The sequence below is a fragment of the Streptomyces sp. NPDC005805 genome, assembly GCF_040630445.1.
Classification (GTDB): domain Bacteria; phylum Actinomycetota; class Actinomycetes; order Streptomycetales; family Streptomycetaceae; genus Streptomyces.
In genome coordinates this window covers 90,962-113,266 of the sequence record NZ_JBEXXN010000019.1, presented here as the reverse complement: position 1 = coordinate 113,266, position 22,305 = coordinate 90,962, and the positions used below count along the sequence as shown (strand labels likewise).

At 76.1% G+C, this 22,305-nt stretch carries 14 protein-coding genes; 3 read left to right on the top strand and 11 right to left on the bottom strand.

All coding sequences use genetic code 11. The features are described 5' to 3' along the window. Nucleotides 1-80 precede the first annotated feature (80 nt). From ABZ457_RS13730 to ABZ457_RS13685, 10 genes are all read right to left on the bottom strand, one after another. Nucleotides 81-506 carry a phage tail protein gene (locus ABZ457_RS13730; protein WP_359157367.1) on the bottom strand — a complete coding sequence of 142 codons (426 nt, stop codon included), beginning with the start codon at nt 504-506 and terminating at the stop codon, nt 81-83. 61 nt (nt 507-567) lie between these two features. After that, on the bottom strand, nt 568-2,007 hold the full coding sequence (locus tag ABZ457_RS13725; protein WP_359157364.1) for a hypothetical protein: 1,440 nt from the start codon (nt 2,005-2,007) through the stop codon (nt 568-570). 1,729 nt (nt 2,008-3,736) lie between these two features. Beyond that, nucleotides 3,737-3,895: a DUF6760 family protein gene (locus tag ABZ457_RS13720; RefSeq protein ID WP_164992666.1), complete on the bottom strand. Its 159-nt coding sequence runs from the start codon at nt 3,893-3,895 to the stop codon at nt 3,737-3,739. Continuing rightward, complete coding sequence (locus ABZ457_RS13715) at nt 3,892-4,404, bottom strand: hypothetical protein (RefSeq protein ID WP_359157361.1); 513 nt, start codon at nt 4,402-4,404, stop codon at nt 3,892-3,894. Before ABZ457_RS13715 ends, ABZ457_RS13720 begins: the two co-directional genes overlap by 4 nt. Beyond that, nucleotides 4,401-4,841, bottom strand: a complete 441-nt coding sequence (locus tag ABZ457_RS13710; RefSeq protein WP_359157358.1) for a phage tail protein — start codon at nt 4,839-4,841, stop codon at nt 4,401-4,403. Before ABZ457_RS13710 ends, ABZ457_RS13715 begins: the two co-directional genes overlap by 4 nt. A 65-nt stretch (nt 4,842-4,906) precedes the next feature. After that, nucleotides 4,907-6,484: a phage tail sheath subtilisin-like domain-containing protein gene (locus ABZ457_RS13705; protein ID WP_359157356.1), complete on the bottom strand. Its 1,578-nt coding sequence runs from the start codon at nt 6,482-6,484 to the stop codon at nt 4,907-4,909. A gap of 192 nt (nt 6,485-6,676) precedes the next feature. Further along, a complete protein-coding gene (locus tag ABZ457_RS13700) occupies nt 6,677-9,274 on the bottom strand; it encodes an AAA family ATPase (protein ID WP_359157354.1) in 2,598 nt (865 codons plus the stop codon). Beyond that, the gene (locus ABZ457_RS13695; protein ID WP_359157352.1) at nt 9,271-9,978 is read right to left on the bottom strand and encodes a DUF4255 domain-containing protein; all 708 of its coding nucleotides are present in this window, start codon (nt 9,976-9,978) and stop codon (nt 9,271-9,273) included. The genes ABZ457_RS13700 and ABZ457_RS13695 overlap by 4 nt, the downstream gene beginning before the upstream one ends. Continuing rightward, nucleotides 9,975-13,139, bottom strand: coding sequence for a hypothetical protein (locus tag ABZ457_RS13690; RefSeq protein WP_359157350.1), 3,165 nt, complete (start codon nt 13,137-13,139; stop codon nt 9,975-9,977). The genes ABZ457_RS13695 and ABZ457_RS13690 overlap by 4 nt, the downstream gene beginning before the upstream one ends. A 232-nt stretch (nt 13,140-13,371) precedes the next feature. Then, a complete protein-coding gene (locus ABZ457_RS13685; protein WP_359157348.1) occupies nt 13,372-14,094 on the bottom strand; it encodes a response regulator transcription factor in 723 nt (240 codons plus the stop codon). A 261-nt stretch (nt 14,095-14,355) separates the two neighbouring features. Between ABZ457_RS13685 and ABZ457_RS13680 the strand changes: the two genes are divergently transcribed. After that, nucleotides 14,356-15,714, top strand: coding sequence for a hydrolytic protein (locus tag ABZ457_RS13680; RefSeq protein ID WP_359157345.1), 1,359 nt, complete (start codon nt 14,356-14,358; stop codon nt 15,712-15,714). A 263-nt stretch (nt 15,715-15,977) separates the two neighbouring features. On the opposite strand, the gene ABZ457_RS13675 is transcribed toward ABZ457_RS13680, so the two are convergent. Continuing rightward, nucleotides 15,978-18,623, bottom strand: a complete 2,646-nt coding sequence (locus ABZ457_RS13675; protein WP_359157343.1) for a polysaccharide lyase family 8 super-sandwich domain-containing protein — start codon at nt 18,621-18,623, stop codon at nt 15,978-15,980. A 229-nt stretch (nt 18,624-18,852) separates the two neighbouring features. Between ABZ457_RS13675 and ABZ457_RS13670 the strand changes: the two genes are divergently transcribed. Next, a complete protein-coding gene (locus ABZ457_RS13670; protein WP_359157341.1) occupies nt 18,853-21,114 on the top strand; it encodes an excinuclease ABC subunit UvrA in 2,262 nt (753 codons plus the stop codon). A 261-nt stretch (nt 21,115-21,375) separates the two neighbouring features. Next, nucleotides 21,376-22,266 carry an AfsR/SARP family transcriptional regulator gene (locus ABZ457_RS13665; protein ID WP_359157339.1) on the top strand — a complete coding sequence of 297 codons (891 nt, stop codon included), beginning with the start codon at nt 21,376-21,378 and terminating at the stop codon, nt 22,264-22,266. The last annotated feature ends 39 nt before the right edge of the window (nt 22,267-22,305 follow it).

Genomic DNA, 22,305 nt, shown 5'->3' with positions numbered 1-22,305 from the left:
GGGGCCTCCTTCCGGAGCGGGTGGGTGCGGGGTTCGGCTGAGGGGTGACGGGGTTCGGGTTACGGGGGAGTGGCGGGGCGTCAGCTCGGGCGGAGGCCCTCGTGGGCGATCTCCAGGGTCTCCACGGCCGCCTGGGAGGTGGCGGGGTCGAAGGACGGCCCCTGCCAGCGGACGGGGACGATGCCGAAGACCTGCCAGCTGATGATCCGGGTCAGGTCCGGCTTCAGCGCCACGATCTCGCCGTCCTTGGGCTCGACCCGCCGCAGGGTCTCGTCGAGCCAGCGGCCGATCTTCGCGGTGTCGGCGGTCACCGGCCGGGTGAGGGTGATGTTGGACCAGGTCACGCGGCCCGGGAGCTGCCAGGTGAAGCCGTTGTTGCCGCCCTCGGCGTAGCTCTCCATCTCGACCTCGGCACCCATGCCCGAGCAGGTGTGGAAGGCGCCCAGGTCATTGCCGCCGATCGCGAGCCGGAAGTACACGCTCGTCGCGAAGATGCTGTCGGTCATGGCTTCGTCATCCGTCTGTCGGTGGTTCGTGGGTCCGTGGGGTGCGTCCGAGGGCGCGGGCTCAGCGGCGGCCGTCGTAGGGGCGGCCCGTGCGGTCCCGGCCGCGCCGCAGCTCGGTGCGCAGCAGCCGGGCGACCGGGTCGAGGAGGCGGCGCGCGAGGTCCTCCAGCTCGGCTTCGGTCGTCGCGGCGGGGCCGGGGGTGGTGGTGTCGGTGCGCTTCGCGCCCTTGGGCGTCGGGCCCTTGTGCGGGGTGGTGCCTCCGGCGGGGGCGGTGGCGCCCTTGGCGTTCGGCCGGCGCTGGACCGGGACTTCGGCGGGGGCGGGCGTCGGCGTGGCCGGGGTGGCCGGGGTGGCGCGGGGCTGGACGACGGGGACCGGGGCCGGGACCGGGTGCGCCGACGGCGGCGCGGGGAAGCGCTCGACGAGCGGCGGGGCCTGCGGGGAGGAGACCGGCAGCCCGCCCGCCGGCCGGGCCGCGCCGACCGGGGAGGCGTACCCGGGGTTCGGGTGCGCCGGGCGGACGACGGGGGCCGGTGCGGTCGCCGCGCGCTGGACCGGCCGGGACGCGGGTGCGGCCGCCGCCGGGGTCCGGGTGACGGGTCCGGGGCGGTCGGGGGCGGCTGCCCGCTGCTGCGGCGCCGCCGGGTCGCCGGGCCAGCGGACCGGGACCACGGGCGGACCCGCCGGGCGGGGGCGCGTGGCACCAGGGCCCGCCGCGTTCGCGGACGCGGGGCCGGTGGCGGCGGCCGGGGTGCTGAGCGTCAGCGGGCGGGCGGACAGCAGGCGGGTGGTGCGGGGTGGGGTGGTGGGTGGGGATGAAGTCGGCTTGGTGGTGGAGGCGTTGGCCCCGCCCGGGGTGGTCACGGACCGGGCGACGACGAGGGGGACCGGGCCGGTGGTGGTGCGCGCGGGACGCTTCGGGGCGGTCGGAGTGGTCGGGGTGGTCGCGGTCCCGGGGCGCGGGGCGTCGGTGGTGGGCGCGGGGCGCGGCTCCTGCGGCGGGGTGCGCCGCTGGACGAGCGGTGCGGGCGGCGGCCCCGGGGTCCGCGCACCGGGCGACGCGGGCAGGGTGGCGCTCGGCGGCAGCGCGGCCAGGGGCGCGCCCAGCCCGCCGCGTACGCGTTCCCCGGCCCGGTCCTTGCGGGGCCGGTCGGGCGTGGCCCGCTGGACGGGTGCGGGTGCGGGCGCGCTGGCAGGAGCGGGCTCGGTCGGCTGCTGGACGACGGGCAGACCGGGGGCGGCCGGTGCCTGGGCCGGGGGTACGGCCGGGCTGGGCTGCGTACTCAACGGGACAGCAGTCGGCGGGAGTTCGGCGAGGGGCGCGCCGAGGGTCGGGGCGGCGGCCGTGCGCTGGACCGGGGCCGGGGTGTCGGCGGGCCGGGACGCGGCCGGGGCCCGGGTCGCCTTCGGGGCGACGGGGGCGGGAGCCGGCGGGTGTACGGCGTGGACACGGCGGGCCGCGCGCGCCGGAACCCGGGCGACGGTCAGCGCGGGCCCCACGGGCCGGGGCCGTACGGCCGCCCGGGGAGCGTCGGCGGCCTGAACGGCCGGCCGGGTACCGCTCGTAGACGCGGAGCCGGAGCCGGAGCCGGAGCCGGAGCCGGAAGGGGAAGGGGAAGGGGAAGGGGAAGGGGAAGGGGAGCCGGAGGCGGCGCGCTGCACGGAGGGCCGGGAGGGCGAAGCGGAACCGCCTTGCGGGCGGCTGGGGTTCGTCGGGTTCGGTGCCGTCGTGCGGGCGGCGAGCGTGTCCGGGACCACGGCGACGCGGCGCACCAACGGGATCTCCGGGTGCGAGGGGCGGGCCCGGCCGGTGTCGGACGGGACCACCGCCGCGCCCGCGCCCACGGGCCCGGGCGAGCCGGTCGTCCCGAGGACGGCGGGGGAGCCCGTCGCGGCGGTGAGGCCACGGGTCGGGGGCTCCTCGCGGGACGGGGAGGACGGGCCGGGGCGGACGGCGTCCGCGGCACGGCCTGCCGCCGGGCCGGCCGGGGCGGCGAGAGCGCGGGCCACCACGGGACCCGGTCCGGTGCCGGGGGAGCCACCGCGACGATCGGCGGGTGGCGTCGGCGAGTGTGACGCCGACGATGACGAAGGGGATTGCTGTGTAGGCGAGTTGGATGCCGAAGAGGGCGCGGGCGTCGGGCCGCCGGGTGCCGCACGCCCCACCACCGGTCCCGGCCCCTGGGCCCGGGCCGGACGCCCGGCTGCGGTCGGCATCGCGACCGACGCGCCCGGTCCCTGGCCCGGAACCGCCGGCGTGACCGGCGTCGTGGCCGGTACCCCCGGGGCCGGGACGGCGCGCTGCACCGGTGCCGGACCGCTGGGCTCCGCCGGTGCCGACGCGGCGCGTTGCCCCGCGCCGGTCGCGGTGCCCCGCGCCTCCTGCCGCGCCGCCCGGCGGGACGCCCGCCGCGCCTTCCGGGACTCCCGCCCGGCCGACCCGCCGGACTCCCCCGCCGACCTGCCGGACCCCTTCCGTGACTCCTCGCGGGACGCGGCCCGCGACTCCTTCCGGGGTGCCTTTCGGGGTGCCTTCCGGGACTCCGTCCCACTCGCCTTCCCGGACCCGGACCCGGACCCGGACCCGGACCCGGACCCGGACCCGGACTCGGACCCGGACTCGTCCCCGGACGCCGGCTTGTGGGACGCCCTCCGCGCCGTCGCGCCGGACGACGTGGGGGACGCCACCCCGGGCGCGTTCCCCGTCCGCCCGCCGCCCCCGGACCGTGCCTGCGGACGGGAACGCGCGAGGGGCCGCTTCGGGCCCGTCGCCGCCCCCGCGTCCGCGTCCACATCCGCGTCGCCCTCCGGACGCAGCGCCCGGAGCAGCAGGGGTCCGCCACCGCTCATGGTCGGCCGGGCGGCGGTCGGGGTGTGGGCGACGCCGTGCACCAGCCCGGTCGGCGCGTCGGACAGCACGGCGTGGCCGAGCCCGGCGCCCGCTCCGAGGGAGGGGTCGCGCCAGGCCGCCAGGCCCGCGCGGAAGGTCAGGCCGTCGCTGACGCCCATCGGCGCGCGCGACACGGTGAGTTGGGGTGCGCCGGTACGGCGCCAGCCGCCGTCCCAGCCCCCGGGCACGGCCGGACCGGTCGCCGGAGCCACCGGGTCGCCGGACCCCGCGCCAACGGACCCCGCGTCAGCGGCACCCACGGTCCCGGAGGACGCCGAAGGCGAAGGCGCCGACGGCGAACCCGTCCGCCCGCGCAGTCTGTCCCGCCAGCCCATGCCCTCACCCCCCTTCGTTCACCCGCGTGTTGATACGTGCGATCTCCGCCACCCACTGCTGCCGTTCGCCGTGGGTCAGATCGAGGATCTCCTCGCGCTGCCAGTGGAAGTGGTAGGCGATGTACGCGATCTCCTCCCGCAGCCGGGGGAGGGCGTACGTCACGATTCCCCCAGGCGCCCACCCGAGAGGTCGACCTCGAAACCGCCCTCGCAGTGGGGGCACGTCACAGCCGCGCGGGTGTGGCCCTCGCTGTTGACGCGCCGGTAGAAGTCCTGGAGGAAGGCGACGTCGGTCGCGTACATCCGCTCCACGATCCCCGCGTGCACATCGGTGACCGTCCCGATCCGGGTGATCACCTGGCTGAGCAGCACCACGCTCAGATACGCGGGGTTCTCCTTGACCCGCAGGTCGATCTGGGGCCGCAGCTCGTCCCGTGCCGTGGCCAGCCGCATCGCGCCGTGCCGGTGCACCGTGCCCGCCTCGTCCACATAGCCGCGCGGCAGCTCGAACTCGAACTCCGTGCGCAGACCGTGGTCCTGGGCGGCGGGCCGGCCCGCCGGGGCGGGCGCGGCGGCGGGAGCGGGGGCCGCGGCCGGCTCCCCGCCCGCGGCGGGCGCCGTCGCCTGGAGGATCTCCTCCAGGCTGCCGGCCTTGACCGTACGGCGCCTCATTCGACGACGATCTCCTCGAACACGATCGTCACCGTCTCCGTCGCCGCCGAGGACTCGCCCGCCTTGAGCGACGGGCCCTCCCACTTGGAGGCCCAGCCCTGCATCAGCTGGATGCGGCGGACGGTCTCACCGGTGGAGTCCTTGATCTCGATGGTGAGGTTCTGCCGCGCGGTGTCGACCGCGCCGTTGTTCAGCGTCTCCTTGATCCACGTGGTGAACTCGCTGCTCTGGTCGAGTCCCCGGGTGATCGTGATCTCGCCGGCCTGCCGGGCGCCCGGCTGCTTGCGGATGATCTGCTTGCCGTCGGCGCTGACCTGACGGACCTCGACGACCTCCTCCTCGACGGTCAGCCCGCTGATCTCCTGGATCGATTCGACCAGGTAACCGCCGAGCTGCACGCCGAAGATATGAGTGGAAAGAGCATCGCCCTCTGCCATGACTTCCTGTCACCTTTCCTGGTGGGTTGCCGGTTCTCCCGTGCCGTCGTTCGGCCGGGCGGCGGTCACTCGTCGACGAGGCTGGTGCTGTCGGAGAACTGGGCCAGCCGGAACACCACGAACTCGGCCGGCTTGACGGGGGAGACGCCGATCTCGCAGACCACGCGGCCCTGGTCGATCGACTCCTGCGGGTTGTTGTCCCGGTCGCACTTGACGTAGAACGCCTCCGCCGCCGTGCGGCCGAACAGCGCGCCCCGGCGCCACTCCTCGGTGAGGAAGGCGGTGACGTTGCGCCGGATGCTCGACCAGAGCCGGTCGTCGTTCGGCTCGAAGACCACCCACTGGGTGCCCAGGAGGATGGACTCCTCCAGGTAGTTGAAGAGCCGGCGCACGTTCAGGTAGCGCCAGGCCGGGTCGGAGGAGAGGGTGCGGGCGCCCCAGACGCGGATGCCCCGGCCGGGGAAGGCCCGGACGCAGTTGACCCCGATCGGGTTCAGCAGGTCCTGCTCGCCCTTGCTGAGCCGCAGCTCCAGGTCGACCGCGCCGCGGATCACCTCGTTGGCGGGGGCCTTGTGCACACCCCGCTCGGCGTCGCTGCGCGCCCACAGACCGGCGATGTGACCGCTCGGCGGGACGGTGGAGTTCCGGCCGGCCGCCGGGTCGAAGACCCGGATCCACGGGTAGTAGAGGGTCGCGTAGCGGGAGTCGTAGCCCGCCTCGTCGTTGCGCCAGGTGCGCACCTGCTGGGCGTTGAGACCGGGCGGGGTGTCCAGGACGGCGACCCGGTCGCCCATCTGCTCGCAGTGCGAGATGACCGCGAGCTGCACCGTGCGCACGCCCTCGGCGTCGATGTCGCCGCGCTGGTAGGCGCTCATCAGGTCCGGCACGGCGACCATGGTGATCTCGTCGATGGTCTCCAGGCCGGCGAACCCGGTCCGGGCCCCCGCGTCGCCCACGTACTCGGCCGGGTCGAGCCGGGCCACGTCGGCCGAGCCGCCGCGCGCCGGGGAGGCGGGGGCGTCGGGCAGGGACACGGCACCGTTCGCGGGGCGGGTGTGGCCGGCGTCGGCCTTCTCGGGCCGGTCCGTCTTCTCGGCGACCGCGATCAGCTTGGAGGAGCGGGCCTGGGTGACCAGGTAGCCCTTCACGTTCTTGCGGGTGGACGCCTCGTAGGTCTCGGCGACCTGGTCGCCCCGGCGGACCAGCACCTTGAAGCGGTCCTCGGGCGGGTTCTCGCCGCCCGCGTCGGTGACCTCCACGGAGACCCCGGTCACGCCCGGCAGCGCGGACACCAGGAAGCCGCCCAGCTCCACCGGCTCCGCCGCCCGGTCCTGCCGAGTGGCGGGCGCGGCGCCGGCGGGGGCCGAGGTGTCCCGGTCCGAGCCGCCGATGCGGACGACGTACGCGGCGCCGCCGCCGTTGGAGAAGTAGCCGTAGACGGCGTGGGGCAGATAGGCGCCCTCGGTGAAGCCGCCGAACTGCTGGGTGTACTGGTCCCAGTTGGTGACCAGCGTCGGCGTGTGGAACGGCCCGCTCTCGGCGAATCCGACGAACGCGGCGACGGCGGTGCCGACCCCTTCGATGGGACGGGCACCGGACTGCACCTCCTCCACGTAGACGCCCGGGGTGAGGTACGTCGGCATGCTCGCTCCTTCGCGTTCTCCGTGCACCGTGCTCCACGCTGCACCAGGTCCGGTTCCAGGCTGTCCGGGGCCGGTCGCGGGCGGCAGGGGCCGACGGTCCCGCCGGGGGGCAGGCGGGCTGCCCGTCCGGACGCCCTCGCCGGGCCGCCCGGGGCAGGGCGCCCGGCCGTCGGGGCCGGTGCGACGGGTGCGTCAGGTCTCGGCGACGTCCGCCAGATACGGGCGGAACTCCGACTCCAGGACCAGGCGGCCGAGTTTGCGGTACTCCTGGGCGACCGCCGTGACCAGCCGGCGCATGGTCAGCGGGGTGCCGGACTCGGCGGCCAGATAGGCGGCGGTGACCGCGCACGCGCGGATCGAGCCGCCCACGAGTTCGAAGCGGTCCGCGCAGAAGCCGAGGTCCAGGTCGGCGTCCCGGGGCAGCCGGTCGCCGAGACAGCGCTCCCACAGGGCGAGGCGCTGCTCGGCGTCGGGCACGGGGAAGTCCGCGACCACGTCCAGGCGGCGGGTGAACGCCTCGTCCAGGTTGGCCCGCAGATTGGTGGTCAGGACGGCGATGCCGTCGAAGGACTCCATCCGCTGGAGCAGGTACGCGGACTCGATGTTGGCGTGCCGGTCGTGGGCGTCCTTCACCTCCGAGCGCTTGCCGAAGATCGCGTCGGCCTCGTCGAAGAGGAGGACCGCGTTGACCGCCGAGGCCTCGGTGAAGATCCGCTCCAGGTTCTTCTCGGTCTCGCCGATGTACTTGTCGACGACGGTGGACAGGTCCACCACGTACAGGTCCATGCCCAGGTCGGCGGCGACCACCTCGGCGGACATGGTCTTCCCGGTGCCCGAGGCGCCCGCGAACAGGGCGATGACCCCGCGTCCGCGCCCGCCGCCGGGCCGCATGCCCCACTGGCCGAGGACCTGTTCGCGGTGCCGGGCACGCAGGGCGAGTTCGCGCAGGCGGCGGCGGGTGGGCGGCGGCAGGACCAGGTCGTCCCAGCCGACGGTGGGCTCCACGCGGCGGGCGAGGCGGGCGAGCCCGGCGCCGTTCTGGGCGCGGACGGCGGCCCGCAGGTCGTCCGGGCCGACCGGGCGGCCGTCCAGGGCCGCGCCGCGCACGGCGGCACCGGCGGCCCGGCGCAACTGCGCGGAGTCCAGGCGGTGGGCGGCGACGGCATGGACCAGGGCGTCGGTGTCCGGGGCGGTGCCGGGGCCGGCGTCGGTGCCGGTCTGCCCGGCCGCGCGGGCCAGGGCGTGGCGCCAGCGGGTGGCCTGCTGCGCGGGGGTGGGCGCGGCCACGGTCAGGGTCGCGGGGGTGTCGGCGGCCCAGGCGGGCTCCCAGCCGTGCGTGCCGTGGGTGAGGAGGGGGACGCCGCGCAGGGCCGCGCACAGGGTGCGCAGCGCCTGGTCCCGTTCGGACGGCTTCTCGGGCAGGGCCTCCAGCGGTCCGAGGACCACCCCGGCGCCGGTGAGACGGGCCTCGCGGGCCACCATCCGTGCGAGGCACGGCAGTTCGGCGGTGTGCCGGGCGAGCGCGAGGGCGTCCAGGACGAGGGGACGCAGACCCCGGGCGCGCAGCGCGCCCACGGCGAGGCCCGCCGCGTCGCCGCCCCGGGAACGCAGATGCACATGACCGGTACCGGTCCCGGCCGCCGCGGCGGCGAGGTCCAGCGCGGCCGGGTCGGCGGCCGGGTCCTCGTACGCCTCGGCCAGCACCCGGGCGAGCAGCGGGTCCGGCGCGTGGTGGCCGAGGAGGTGCGCGGTGACACGGTCGGGGACGGCCAGGACCCGGGAGAGCGGGGGCCGTTCGGGCTCGGTGACCTCCAGCAGACCCCCGGCGACCAGGGGCGCGTCGGGGGCCAGCCGGAACCGCGCGGCCGACGCCCCGGCGAGCCCGCACAGTTCCAGGGCGAGCCCGACCGTGGGACGGCGGCGGGTCAGGTCGTCGTTGAGGTAGCCGTAGAGCCGCTCGAAGCGCGGGTCCAGGTCCGGCGCGAGCGCGACCAGCAGCAGATCGAGGTCGAGCGCGGAGAGCCCGAACCCGGTGGCCAGTCCGCCGAGGACCGAACCGGGCGGCGGGGCCGGAGACGGGCCCCCGGGCAGGCCGAGCCCACCCGGCTCGTCCAGGATCCGGGCGACGGCCTCGGGGGTGAGGTACTGGCCCCGGTAGGGGTCCTCCGGGTCGGGGTCCCCGGCCCGCCGCGCCTCGACGGCGGCACGCACCCGCTCCTCGACGAGCAGCAGCCGCCGCCACAAGTCCCTGGCGGAGCCGGGGCGTCCGGCACCCCCGTCCGCCACCGCCTCTCCGGGCCCGGCGGACGGCTCCGCCGTCTCTCCGGGCCCGGCGGGGCCGGTGCTGTGGGCGCACTCCGCTGCGGCCCGGCCGCCGCCCGGCTCCGGGGCCCCGGTCCGGTCGGTGCCGCCCGCCGCGGCGCGGCCGCCCGGCCCGGTCGGGCCGGAGTTGTCGGCGTGACCCGCCGTGGCCTGGTCGGCGGCCGACCCCGCCGCCACTCCCGGCCCGGTCCGCTCGGCGGTCGCCGCAGGCTCGCCCGGCACCATCCGCTCGGCGGGGTGGGGGTCGTCGCTGCCGTCTGCTGCGGTCCGGTCGGCAGGCTCACCCGGCCCGGTCCGCTCGGCGGTCGCCGCAGGCTCGCCCGCCCCGGCCCGGTCGGGGGAACCCGAGCCGTGGGCGCGGCCCGCCCGGTCCGCGTTGTCGGCGGGCGCGGCCCGGCCCGCCGCCGCGGCCCCGGCGGCGGGCCGCGCCGCCTCCGCCGCCTCCGCCGTCTCCACGGTGTGCGTCACGGCTGCCGCTCCCCCCGCCGGCGGCGCGCCGGCGCCGCCCGTCGCTCGCGTTCGCCGGAGAAGCCCTCCGGGCCCGGGTCCGCCACGGCCGCGTACCGCAGCCGGCGCCCCCCGGGTGCCTCCTCCGGCCGGGTCGGGGCGGCGGCGGACCGCACCACCAGCCCGTCGGTGACCGGCGGGGCGACGGCGGCGGTGATGCCCGCCAGCGGGGCCCGGACCCGGACCCCGAGGGAGGGCTTGAGCTCTCCGCCGAGCGCCGACCAGACGTCGGAGGCGGCGGGCGCGTCCAGACCCGTGCCGCCCGCGTCCAGGCCCACGGTCAGGCCGAGTTCGGCGAGGGTGCCGGTGAGCAGCCGGCCGGGCAGCGCGTCCACGGCGATCAGGGTGCCCAGCACCTGGGAGAGCAGCCGGTGCTCGTCCTGCGGGCGGCTCGCCCAGGCCGTGACCAGGTAGGTCAGCTCGAACCACCGGGCCGGGCCGCGCCGCGCCACCAGGTGCCCGTCCGCGTCGTACACCTCCCCGGCGCCGCTGGCCCGCCGGGTGGAGTCCTCGCGGATGTCGTACAGGAAGACGCACACCGTGGGGGCGCTGCGCCGGGCGGCCCAGTCGCGGGTGGGCGCGTCGAAGACCACCTCGACGCCGGACGCCTCCAGACCCGCTTCGCCGATCAGCCCGCGCAGCGCCTCGTCGACCTCGTGGATCACCGGCGGACCACCTCGTCGGGCGGCTGGATCGTGCCGCTGACCACCAGGAAGTCGGTCTCGACGGGGGAGAACCCGGGACCGCGCGCGGTGATGGTCCGGGGCCCGGTCTGGTCCTTGGGCAGGATCAGCAGCTGGCCGATGAAGGTGCCGTCCGGGCCGGGGACGGTCGGGGCCGCGGCGGCGGTGATGCCCGGCTTCCAGCGGAACCGCACCGGCACACCCGGCGGGAAGTCCTTGCCGCGCACGGAGGTCACGAAGCCCGGCTTGCCGATCGGGGGCACCGCGACGATCCGCGGCTGGAGGACGCGCAGCCGCCGCTGGGCCCGGTTGTCGCTCCGGTCGGCGTCCGTCCCGGTGGTGGTGAGTTCACCGGTGACCCGGGAGGTCAGGGCCCGGTCCGGGCTGAGGACGACCTGGACGACGGCGCGTCCGCCCGGCGCCAGGTCCGGCAGCGCGCAGAGGAAGGCGCGGTCGCAGCCGGGCGGCGGCCCGTTGTGGGGGACGCCGGCGGGCAGGCCGATGCGCAGCCGCAGCCCGGTGGCGAGCGCGTTTCGGCCGTTGCGGACGGTGTAGGTGACCACGACCCGGCCGCCGACGTACCCGGGCTCGGGCGCGGCGGTCACGGTGACCCCGGGACCGGCCACCGGGGCGGGCGGCTCCGGCGGGGCCGGGGGCGCCGGTGGCGTGGTGGGCGGGACGGTCGGCGGATCGACCGGCGGGGCCGGCGGGGTCGTGGGCGGGTCGGTGGGCGGGTCCGGCGAGGGCTCCGGCGGGACGGGGGCCTCGCGCACCGGGATCGTGGTCCGGTCGGTGTTGTCGCCCGGCCGGGGGTCCAGGACGCTGCCGGTGACCGACCAGTCGACCGGGTGGTCGCCGGGCGTCACCCCGGTGAGGGTGACGGTCACGGGCACCGTGGCGCCGGGCGGCACCACGCCGAGGTCGCAGGTCAGGGTCTCGGCCTCGCAGCTGCCGCCGGGCCGGGTGATGCCGGTGACGCGGGCGCCGGGCGGCGGCGCGACGGTCAGCCGGGTGCCGGGGGAGGCGGCGGGGCCGCGGTTGTGGACGTCCACCCGGACCCGTCCGGTGCGGCCGACGACGGTCTCCGGGCCGGTGTCCGGCGCGGTGACGGTGAGGTCCACGGACTGCTGGACGGCGGGTTCCTTCTGACGCCCGGGCAGGGCGGCGGTCAGCGGGGTGCGGGCGCCGCTCGCCACGTCCACCAGGTGCAGTTTCTCGGGGCTGTTGACGGGCTGGGCGGCGCGGGAGCTGAGCACCAGGGACTGCCCGTCGGCGGTCCAGGCGGCGTCCCGGGGCTGGAACGGGCCGGTGACCGTGGTGTCCGGCAGCTCCCGGCGGCAGGCGCCCGGCAGGTCGCGGGCCGCGTCGGGCAGCAGCACCCGGCAGTCGTCGCCGGTGGCGGCGGCGATCAGGATGCCGGTGCGCTCGTCGATCCGGCCGCCGCCGCTCTTGCGGTTGAAGGCGATCCGGGTGCCGTCCGGGGAGAAGGCCGGGCTGTCGTCGATGACCTCGCAGGCGCCGGGGCAGAGGGTGGCGCTGAGGTCGCGCTGCCGGTCCAGCTCGTCCACGGGGACGGTCCAGATGTGCTTGTTGCCGCCGTTCCCGCCGATGACGTGGTTGCGGGTGAAGGCCAGCAGGGTGCCGTCGGAGGACCAGGTGGGCTGGGCGTCGCCGCCCTGTCCCTGGCCCGGCGGCGGGGTGATCTCACCGCGGATCGCGCCGGTGGCGGCGTCGGCGATCAGGATGCGGCCGGGGCCGGCCGCGTCGCCGGTGCCGCCGGGGGAGGTCCGGGTGAAGGCGATCCGGGTGCCGTCGGGGGAGAAGGTCGGGTCGGTGTCCCAGTCGCGGGGGCCGCGCCCGGCGAGCGGCAGCGGGGCCGCGTTCGCGCCGTCGGCGTCCGCGATCCAGATGCGCTGGACGCGGTCCTCGGTGGTGCCCTCGAAGCGGGTGACCACGATCCGGCGGCCGTCCGGGGTGTAGGTCTGCCGCTCGGTCCACGGGTCGGAGCCGGCGGCGGGCCGGAACAGCGGGTCCTGCGCGGGGTCCGTGTTGGTGTCGGCGGCCGGGTCCTCCTTCAGGATCGTCAGGCCCAGGTCGCGCGGGTCGGCCCCGTCGGCGCGGACGTCCTGGAGGGTGACCGTGTGCGGGCCGTCGGCGCTGGTGCGGTCGACCACGACGCCGCCGCCGTCGAGCGGGCCGAGCCAGGTCGGGGAGCCGACCTCCCGGTCCTCGCTGAGGATCACCTCGGGCGTCGCCTCCGAGTGCGCCGCGACCTTGAAGACATGGTCCCAGTCGCCCTCGCAGTCGCAGGTGACGTCCGGGCTGAGGAACAGCACCCGGTCGCCGTCCGGCAGCCAGGACGCCTTGTGGGTGGTCCAGTTGGCCTGCGCCCCGGCGAGCAGCGGCTCGTCGGAGCTGCCGTTGGTGACCCGCAGCCGGCGCACTCCGTCCGCGCCGGTGGCGGTGTAGGCGATCCACTCCCGGTTCTCGGCGTCGTCGACCGGGTTCCAGGCGGGCTCGGTGGCCGGGCCGTTGCTCGGGTCGGTGAGCCGGGTGACCGGACCACCCGTCAGATCGCGGACGTAGAGCTGGTATCCGGCGGCCGGGTCGCCGTCGCCGGAGAAGGCGATCCGCCGGCCGTCCGGGGAGAGGGTCGGGTGCTCCTCGTTCGCCGGGGTGTCGGTCAGCCGGGTCAGTCCGGTGCCGTCGGTGCGCACCAGCCACAGGTCGCGCTGGGTGCCGCCGCCCGGCCGGGGCTCGGCCGAGTCGAAGACGACCGCCCGCCGGTCCGGGGTCAGCCGGGGGTGGGCCGCGTCCCGGCCGCTGGTCAGGCGCAGCACCGAGCCGTCGGCGGAGCGCAGATAGACCTGCGGGGCCGGCTCGTCGCGCCGGCTCGCGAAGACCAGCAGGTCCCCGAGGGCGGACGGGTGGACGTCGGCGTGCGCCGGGCCCGCGCCGAACAGCGGGGTGCTGGAGGTGTCGGTGGCGACCCGGCCGAGGCTGCGGTGCCGGGTGCCCGCGAAGGCGATCCGGGTGCCCGGGGCGTCGGCGGCGTCGGCCGCGGCCTCGGCGCGCGGCCGGGCCTCGTCCGGGCCGGCGGCCGCCGTGACCCCGAGCAGCGGGATCAGCAGCAGGAGCGACATGCCGAGTCTCCCCGGGCGGCGCTGCCGCCCGCCGGAGCCACCGGTGCCCATCAACGGTCCACCTCACAGTCTGGTGCAGCATCTGGATGTGCCCCCGCCACCCTGCTCCCCGGCGCTCCCGGTCCGGCAGGGCGGCGGAGCCGGTGCCGGGGGAAGCGGCCGGTGGCCGTTCGGGCAGTGCCCGGGGACGGGCGGGCCGGGCGCGGCCCCGGCACCGCGCCCAACAGGTCTGTCAGATCAGCCCGTTGCGCAGCGCGTACGCCACCGCGTGCGCCCGGTTGCGCAGTTGCAGCCGGGTGATGACCTCGTGCAGCACGTTCTTGACGGTCCGTTCCGAGTACGCGGTCCGGCGGGCGATCTCCGCCGTGTCCAGGCCCTCCGAGACCAGCCGCAGCATGTCCGCCTCCCGTGTGGTCAGCGTGGACAGGGAGAGCGAGCGCGGGTCGAGGGCGGAGCGCTGGAGGCTGCCGACGTGCGAGAGCAGCTTGGCGAGCAGGTCGCCGGGGAGGACGCCCTCGCCGTTCGCGGTCGCCAGGACCAGGTGCAGCAGCTGGTCCTGGTCCGCCTCGGAGCGGCGCAGCACCGCGGCCACCCCGCACTCGATGGCCCGCTGGAGGGCGTCCCCGGACTCGAAGGTGCCGACCACCAGGCCGGTGCGGGTGGTGGAGTTGTGGCGCAGCCGGTAGAGCAGGGCCTCCGTCTCGTCGTCCACCGCGTCCACCACCACGAGGGAGACCTGCGCCCGGTCCGCGTCCGCCTCGGCGAGGAGGTCGACCTCGGGGCGGTGGCGCAGTTGCTGGACGACACCGACGTGCAGGATCGGGTCGGGGGCGTAGACGGCCACGGTGACGCGCGTGGGGCGGTCGCTCCGGCCCGCCCAGGGTCTGGCGGGGTGCTGCGCGGGCACCCGGGGCGCGGCGGCGGGAGCCGGGCTGCTCTCTTGGGTGTAGGTCATGGTCGTGGCTACCTGTTCCGTGGTGCGGTCGCGTGGGGGGTGGCGGCAGGACGGCCGGGTGGGCCGGTCCGTGCCCGGGGGCGGTGCGCGGCCCCGGGTACAGAGACGCGGGCGGGGCCGTACGGTTGGTCCGGGAGGGCGAGACAAAGGCAACAGCGTTCCTGGCGGGGCGGGTTGGCGGTCCCCGCTGGGCACGGCCGCTGCCCGGGCGTTGCCCTCCCGACCCTCCCCGTCGCGGCGGGGCGCTCATAGCGTGACGGCGTGACGTCTCCAGCAGCCTCCTCCGGCCCCGGTGCGACCAGTCCCGACCTCCCCGAGGTGACGGTGGCGCCCGGCGGTACCGCCACGACCAGCCTCACCGTCCGCAACGACGGGGACATCGTCGAGGCGTACACCCTGGAGGTCGTCGGCGACTGCGCGGCCTGGGCCACGGTGGAGCCGGCGCGGGTCTCCCTCTACCCCGGCACCTCCGAGACGGTGACCGTCACCCTGGCCCCGCCGCGTTCGCCGCAGGTGAGGGCCGGTGCGGTGCCGCTCGCCGTGCGGGTGCTGCCGGCCGAGCACCCCGACGCCGTGCGGGTGCCCGAAACGACCGTGCACATCGAGGAGTTCCGGGAGCTTCGGACCGCGCTGGAGCCGCGCCGCCGGCGCGGCTGGCTGCGCGCCCGCTACCGGGTGGCCCTGCGCAACGAGGGGAACGCGCCCGTCAGGCTGCGCCTCGTCCCCGGTCAGCCGGGCGAGGAGCTGGGCTTCGCGTTCACCCCGGAGGAGTCGGAGCTGGCGCCCGGCGAGTCGGTCGAGGCCGGGCTGCGGGTCCGCACCGGGAAGCCGGTGTGGTTCGGGGACCCGGTGGTCTTCCCGTTCACGGTGGAGGCCGCCGACGCCGCCGAGGGCGGCGAGGAGGCGGACCCGAAGCGGGCGGAGCGGACCGAGGTCCGGACGCCGCTGGACGCGGAGTTCGTCCAGATCCCGGTCTTCCCCAAGTGGCTGCTCGCCGTGCTCGCGGCCCTGCTCGCGCTGCTGCTCGCCTGGTTCATGCTGGTGCGCCCGGCGGTGCGCAGCACCGCCAAGGACGCGGCCCAGGAGGTCGTCCAGCCGAGGCCCACGCCCGGCGGCGAGGCGGAGGCGCCCGGTACGGGCGACGGCGGCGGGACCGGGGGCCCGGGCACCGGCGGTGAGTCCGGGCAGCAGCCGGGCGGCGGCACGGGGGAGGGTTCGGGTCCGGGGCAGGGTCCCGGTACCGGACCGGGCGATGCCGCCGGCGGCGGGCAGAGCTCGGCGACCATCGACGTCGAGAGCGCGGCCGGGGAGACCAAGTCCGGGACCTACACGGTCCCCGAGGGCATGGTCTTCGGTGTCACGGACATCGTCCTCGCCAACTTCCAGGGCGACGAGGGGGTGCTCACCATCAGCTTCGGCGAACGGAAGATCACCACCATCGCGCTGGAGACCTTCCGCAACCAGGACTATCACTGGGTGACCCCCATCAGGATCGCCGAGAACGAGACCGTGACCGCCGAGGTGACCTGTGCGAAGCCGGGCACGCCTGCGACCGGCCAACGCGCGCGGGGCTGCCACCAGGTCCTCAACGTGAGCGGTGTGCTCAGCCGCGCCCGGTGACCCCCAGCCGTCCCCTCCATCGTCCGTGACCTGCGGTCATGCCCGGTAGGGCAGCCTTCTGTTCCGGCCGGAAAGCACCCCTCGCCGAGGGGTGCGGAATGTGGCGCGGTGCGCCTTCTGTTCTCGTGTCATCGTCCAGGGCAAGGGCTTCGGACGGGTGGGGCGGTAGTTACCCGTGTGACAACTTTGGCTGGTAAGTGGTCGATGTCGTATACGGGTCGGACCACTTCGCGCACGGAACGGTCCGGCAGTGACCCGTCCCGTCAGAAGCGGTCCGGGCGCAGGACCACCGTCAGGCTGCGGCCGTAGACGCGGTGGGTCCTCGCCTCGACCAGGGTGCCGCCCGGGATACGGCGGACGGTCAGGCCCGCGTCGGACGAGACCGCGCGCAGGGGCCGGCCGTGCAGCACCAGACGGACCGTGCGGCGCTTGGTCGTCGGGTCCGCGACGGCGAGCGAGAGCCGTCCGTCCGGGGTGCGCCGCACCAGGACCGAGGCCGGGCCGTCGACCGTGAGACCGGGCCCGGCCGTGCCAGGGGCGCGGACCCGGTGCGGACCCGCCGTGAAGGTGTTGACCCCCAGCAGGGCGAGCCGGTCGTGCCAGAGGGCCTGCGTCCGTGTGGAGTTGGCCAGGACCCGTAGCGGTCCCTCGGCGTAGGCGCGCAGCCGGCGGGGTGTGGCGCCCGGGACCAGGGCGTACGCGGTCGACAGCGGCGGGGCGCCCGGCGGCCGGTCGAGGGAGAGGGTGAACACCCGCCGGGTGACGGGGGTGTCCGGGTTGGACAGCCGGACCCGGCGCAGGGAACGGGTGACCGTCTCCAGCGAGACCGCCGGCGGCGGCCCGGACAGCAGGACGTAGCCGACCGCCGCCCCCGCCGTGACATCCGACCAGAGCACCCAGGCGGGTGCCCCGCCCCCACGCGGGCCGCCGAAGTGCCAGGGGCCCCCGTCCCGCAGCCCGCCGCTGACCGCCACCTCCGCCGCCGGGTCCGAGACCCGGGTGTCCAGCGTGGTGGTGACCGCCCGGCCCGCCGGGTCCCCGACGCCCGCCGCGAGGACCACGACCTCCTCGTCGAGCAGGAACCACGACGTGGTGCCCCGGGCGGCCCGGTGGGTGGTGAAGTCGTCCGGCAGCTTCCCGGCGTCGGCGGCCGCCCGGGCCGCGTCGTCGCTGAGCACCAGGGCCGCCGCGCCGTACGCGCCGAGCCGGGCGCCACCGGAGTGCGCGGTGGTGCCGCGCGGGAAGTAGACGTACGCGTTCTGCGCCTCGGACGAGGCGGTGAAGCCCGCCGCCGGGTTCTCGTACCAGAGCCCGCCGTACAGCTCCGGGACCGTGCGGCGGACCTCGGCCGGGGCGGTCGTGCCCGCCAGGCGGTGCGGCTCCACGACGGCGCAGTGGCCGGCGCCGAAGGCCGCCGACTGGTCCTGCCCCGCGAGATACAGCTGGTGCGCCCCGTCGCCCTGGAACCAGGGCATCAGGTTCTCGCCGTTCATGTACTCGTACTTGCTGATCCGCTCCGAGCTGCGGGCCAGCGCGAAGGCCCAGCCCGGCCGCCGGTGGACGGTGCGCTCCATCGCGTTGAACGCGGCGTGGTGGGCGGCCGGGAGGAGGTCCGCGGCGGGCACGGGGGAGGCCAGCAGGTCCGCGTACCGTGCGATGCTCACCGGGGAGACGAACGCGGCCGGGTCCGGGGGCGTGTGCGTGGTGGCGCGGACGTGCTTGACCCAGCCGGTCAGGGCCGCCGCGTCCTCGGGCGCCACCAGGGCGGAGAGGTCGGTCACTGCCTCCACCACGGCGGCCGTGTCGGCGTACCCGCTCGTGGTGCGGGACACCCCCCGCCCCTTCACGGTCTCCAGCATCCAGCCCTCGAAGACCACCGGCGCGAAGCCCTCCCGCACCCACCGCAGCACCGACCGCGCCGGGTCCGGGCCGGGGGAGTACACGGTGCCGTCGAGGACCCGCAGCGCCTGCACCGCGCGCGTCAGCAGGTTCTTCCCGTACGAGCCGGTGTACGCGACGGAGGCGTGCTGCACGAAGGAGCCGTCCGCGTAGAAGCCGTCGGTCACCCCGTGCCGCAGCGCGTACGGGTCGATCGTCGCGTACACCGTCAGCTGGTCCGCGACCGCCTTGGCGATCCGCGCGTGGTCATCGGCCGCCGCGCCCTGGAGGATCCGGTTGGCGGTGATGTCGGCGAGGTTGGCGCCGGTGTGGAACCGGGAGTCGAGGTCGACGTCGCCGTCCCTGCCGTTGCGCAGATACGCGTCCATCGAGGCGAGGCAGGCGGCGGCGAGACCGGGCCGGTCGGCGGCGAGTTCCTCGCGGAGCAGGACCAGGGTCCGGCTGAGGTGGGAGGAGATGCCGATCTCCCAGGTGAACCAGTTGCCGTAGTAGCCCGCCGACTGGTCGCCGTACCAGGTCTCGTGGAGCCGGGCGAGGCCGTCCGCCACCCGCCGCTGCACGGGCCGGGAGCCGCGCAGCTCCGAGGGGGCAGGGCCCGGGGTGCGGGTGGCGAGGGCGATCTCGTACAGGTACTGGAAGGAGCGCGAGAGGTTGGTGTCGGAGGTCCCCAGCGGCAGGCCCCGGAACAACTCGCCCGGCCCGGCGCCGTCCAGCGCGGCCAGCCGGGCGCGGGCGGTGGCCTCGACGGCGGCGAGCCGGGCGGCGGTCTCCGGGCGGGCGTTGGACGCGGGGGTGCCCGCGAAGAGGGCGAGGGCGTTGGCGATCAGCGCGGCCCGGTCGGCGGGCCCGGCGTCCGTGCCCACGGTCCGGTGCGGGACGTCCCCGGTCCGGTGCGCGACGTCTTCGGCCGGGTGCGGGATACCCCCGGCCCGGGCCGGACCGGCGGGCAGCGCCGCGGCGGGGACGGCGGCACCCAGTCCGTACAGCACTGCGCGGCGCGAGAGGTTCACCGGACACTCCAGGGGTCGGGTCGGGTCTGAACCGGGGGAAAGCGCTTGTGACCGCTTGGTGCCGCCAGCGAAGCAACGAGCCCGGAGGGTGTCAACCACCCCCGCCGGGCGCCCTGGTGGAGCCGTCGCCCGACGCGGTCCGGAGCCCCGGTGGAGCTGTGGTGGAGGCCCGCTCGGGGCGGCCCCCGAAGGCCCCCTCGCGCCCCCGGGGGTCCGTTACCGTCGGCCCATGACCACCCCTGCCGACAGCCACCACGTCATCCAGGTCCGCGGCGCCCGCGAGAACAACCTGGCGGACGTCTCGATCGACATACCCAAGCGCCGGCTCACCGTGTTCACCGGTGTCTCCGGTTCCGGCAAGTCCTCGCTGGTGTTCGGCACGATCGCCGCCGAGTCCCAGCGGCTGATCAACGAGACCTACAGCGCCTTCGTGCAGGGCTTCATGCCCAGCGTCGGCCGCCCGGACGTGGACGCGCTGCACAACCTCAGCGCCGCGATCGTGGTGGACCAGGAGCGGATGGGCGCCAACTCCCGTTCCACCGTGGGCACCGCGACCGACGCGTACACCATGCTGCGGATCGTCTTCTCCCGGCTCGGCACCCCGCACATCGGCACCTCGGCGGCGTTCAGCTTCAACCTGCCCGAGGGCATGTGCCCGCGCTGCGAAGGGGCGGGCCAGGTCTCCGAGTTCGACCTCGACCAGCTGGTCGACCGGGACAAGTCCTTCAACGAGGGCGCGATCACCGCCCCCAACTTCGGTGTGGACAGCTACTTCTGGCAGATCATGGCCGCCTCGGGCTTCTTCGACCCGGACAAGAAGCTGCGCGACTTCACCGAGCAGGAGTGGGCGGACTTCCTGCACAAGCCGTCGGTCAAGGTGAAGGTCGGCAGCAACAACCTCACCTACGAGGGCCTGTACGTGAAGGTCCAGCGGACCATGCTCAACAAGGACCGGGAGGCGATGCAGTCCCACATCCGGGCCTTCGTCGACCGGGCCGTGGTCTTCCGCGACTGCCCCGACTGCGGGGGCACCCGTCTGAACGCCGCCGCCCTCTCCTCCCGGATCGAGGGCGTGAACATCGCCGACTGCTCCGCCATGCAGATCAGCGACCTGGCCGAGTTCGTGCGCCGGGTCGAGGACCCGGGCGTCGCCCCGCTGCTGGCCAATCTGCGCGGAGTGCTGGACTCCCTCGTGGAGATCGGGCTCGGCTACCTCTCCCTGGACCGCTCCGCGGGCACCCTCTCCGGCGGTGAGGCCCAGCGCGTGAAGATGGTCCGGCACCTCGGCTCCAGCCTCACCGACGTGACCTATGTCTTCGACGAGCCCACGGTCGGCCTGCACCCGCACGACATCCGGCGGATGAACGACCTGCTGCTGCGGCTGCGCGACAAGGGCAACACCGTGCTCGTGGTCGAGCACAAGCCCGAGGTCATCGCGATCGCCGACCATGTGGTGGACCTCGGCCCCGGCGCGGGCACCGGCGGCGGCCGGATCTGCTTCAGCGGCGATGTGGCCGCGCTGCGGGACTCGGACACCCTCACCGGCCGCCACCTCGGGCACCGCGCGAAGGTCCGGGACGAAGTCCGCACCCCGCGCGGCCGTATCGCCATCGAGGGCGCCGGGTTGCACAACCTCCGGGACGTGAGCGTGGACATCCCGCTCGGCGTGCTCACCGTGGTCACCGGGGTCGCCGGTTCCGGGAAGAGCTCCCTGATCCACGGCAGCCTGCCCGGCCGGGAGGGCGTGGTGGTCGCCGACCAGTCCCCGATCCGGGGCTCCCGGCGCTCCAACCCCGCGACCTACACCGGTCTGCTCGACCCGATCCGCAAGGCGTTCGCCAAGGAGAACGGGGTAAAGCCGGCGCTCTTCAGCGCCAACTCCGAGGGCGCCTGCCCCAAGTGCAACGGCCTGGGCCTGGTCTGGACGGACCTCGGGATGATGGCCGGGGTCTCCTCCGTGTGCGAGGAGTGCGAGGGCCGCCGCTTCACCCCCGAGGTCCTCACCTACACCCTGCGCGGCCGGAACATCAGCGAGGTCCTCGGTATGTCGGTGGCCGAGGCGCACGAGTTCTTCACCACGGGCCAGGCCCGCACGATCCTGGGCCGCCTGAACGACGTGGGCCTGGGGTATCTGCGGCTCGGCCAGCCGCTGAACACCCTCTCCGGCGGCGAGCGGCAGCGGATCAAGCTGGCGATCCACATGGCGGAGAAGGCCGCGACCTACGTCCTGGACGAGCCCACCACCGGGCTGCACCTGGCCGACGTGGACCAGCTCCTCGGCCTGCTCGACCGGCTGGTCGAGGCGGGGAACACGGTCGTGGTCATCGAGCACCACCAGGCGGTGATGGCCCACGCGGACTGGCTGATCGACCTCGGCCCCGGGGCCGGCCACGACGGCGGCCGGATCGTCTTCGAGGGCACCCCGGCCGACCTGATCGCCCACGGCGACACCCTCACCGCCCGGCATCTGCGGGAGTACGTCGGCGGCTGACCGCGCCCGGGCACACCGCCCGCGTCTGCGACGCACGAAGGCCCCGGCACCCATGGTGACCGGGGCACTTCCGTGCACGGAGCCGGTCGCGGCGGCGACACTCCCCCGAGTGTGGCTGTTCCACGCCGAGCACCAGCGCGCCGGATCCGTCCCGTCATCCAAACAGCCCCCGCCAACGGATCGCTAACATGTGGCCAACGCTCACGCGGGCGAGCGGGCTCACGCGGAGGAGGACGCGGGACGACGGAGAGGGGGACCGGGATGCGCTTCGGCCTGCTCGGTGTACCCACCGTCCGCGACGCCGCCGGGCAGCCGCACCACCTCGGCAGCGCCAAGCTCCGCCTCCTGCTGGTCACCCTGCTGCTGCGCCCCAACCGGGTCGTGCCCGTCCACGAGCTGAAGGCCGCGCTCTGGGGCGACGACCCGCCCGCCTCCGCCCACGCCTCGCTGCACAACCATGTGACCCGGCTGCGGCGGCTGATCGCCGAGGAGGGGCGGCTGCGGGCGGTGGCCCCCGGCTATCTGCTCCGGGTGGAGCCCGGCGAGCTGGACACCGACGTCTTCCAGGACCGCGTCGCGGCTGTCCGGGCCGCCCACGCGCGGGCGGCCGGCGGCACCGGGCCGGACCGACCGGACGCCGGCGGCACCGGACGCGGCGACTTCGGCGCTCGTGGCGACTGGGCCGCCGTCGCCCGGGCCGCCGAGGACGCCCTCGCGCTCTGGCGCGGCAGCCCCCTGGACGGCGTCTTCGGGCCGGACGAGTCCCCGCCCGCCCTGGTCCGCCGGCTCCACGAGGCCCGGCTCGAACTGCTGGAACGGCGCTACGACGCGGCCCTGGAACTCGGCGCGCACGACGCCTGCGCGCCCGAACTGGTCGCGCTCGCGGCCGAGTTCCCGCTCCATGAGGCGTTCCACCGGCAGCTGATGCTGGCCCTGCACCGCGCGGGCCGCCACGCGGAGGCCCTGGACGCCTACCGCTCCCTGTGCCGCACCCTCGCGGACGACCTCGGCGCCGACCCGGGCCCGGCCGTCCGCCGCGTCCACGACGAGATCCTGCGCGCCTCGGACGCCGGTGCCCCGCAGGCCGACGCGTACGCCCTGCCGGACGACCACCGCTTCGCCGACGACCACCGCTTCGCCGACGGCGCCTGACCCCGCCGGGACCGGCCCGCCGCCCCCGCCCGGCAACCG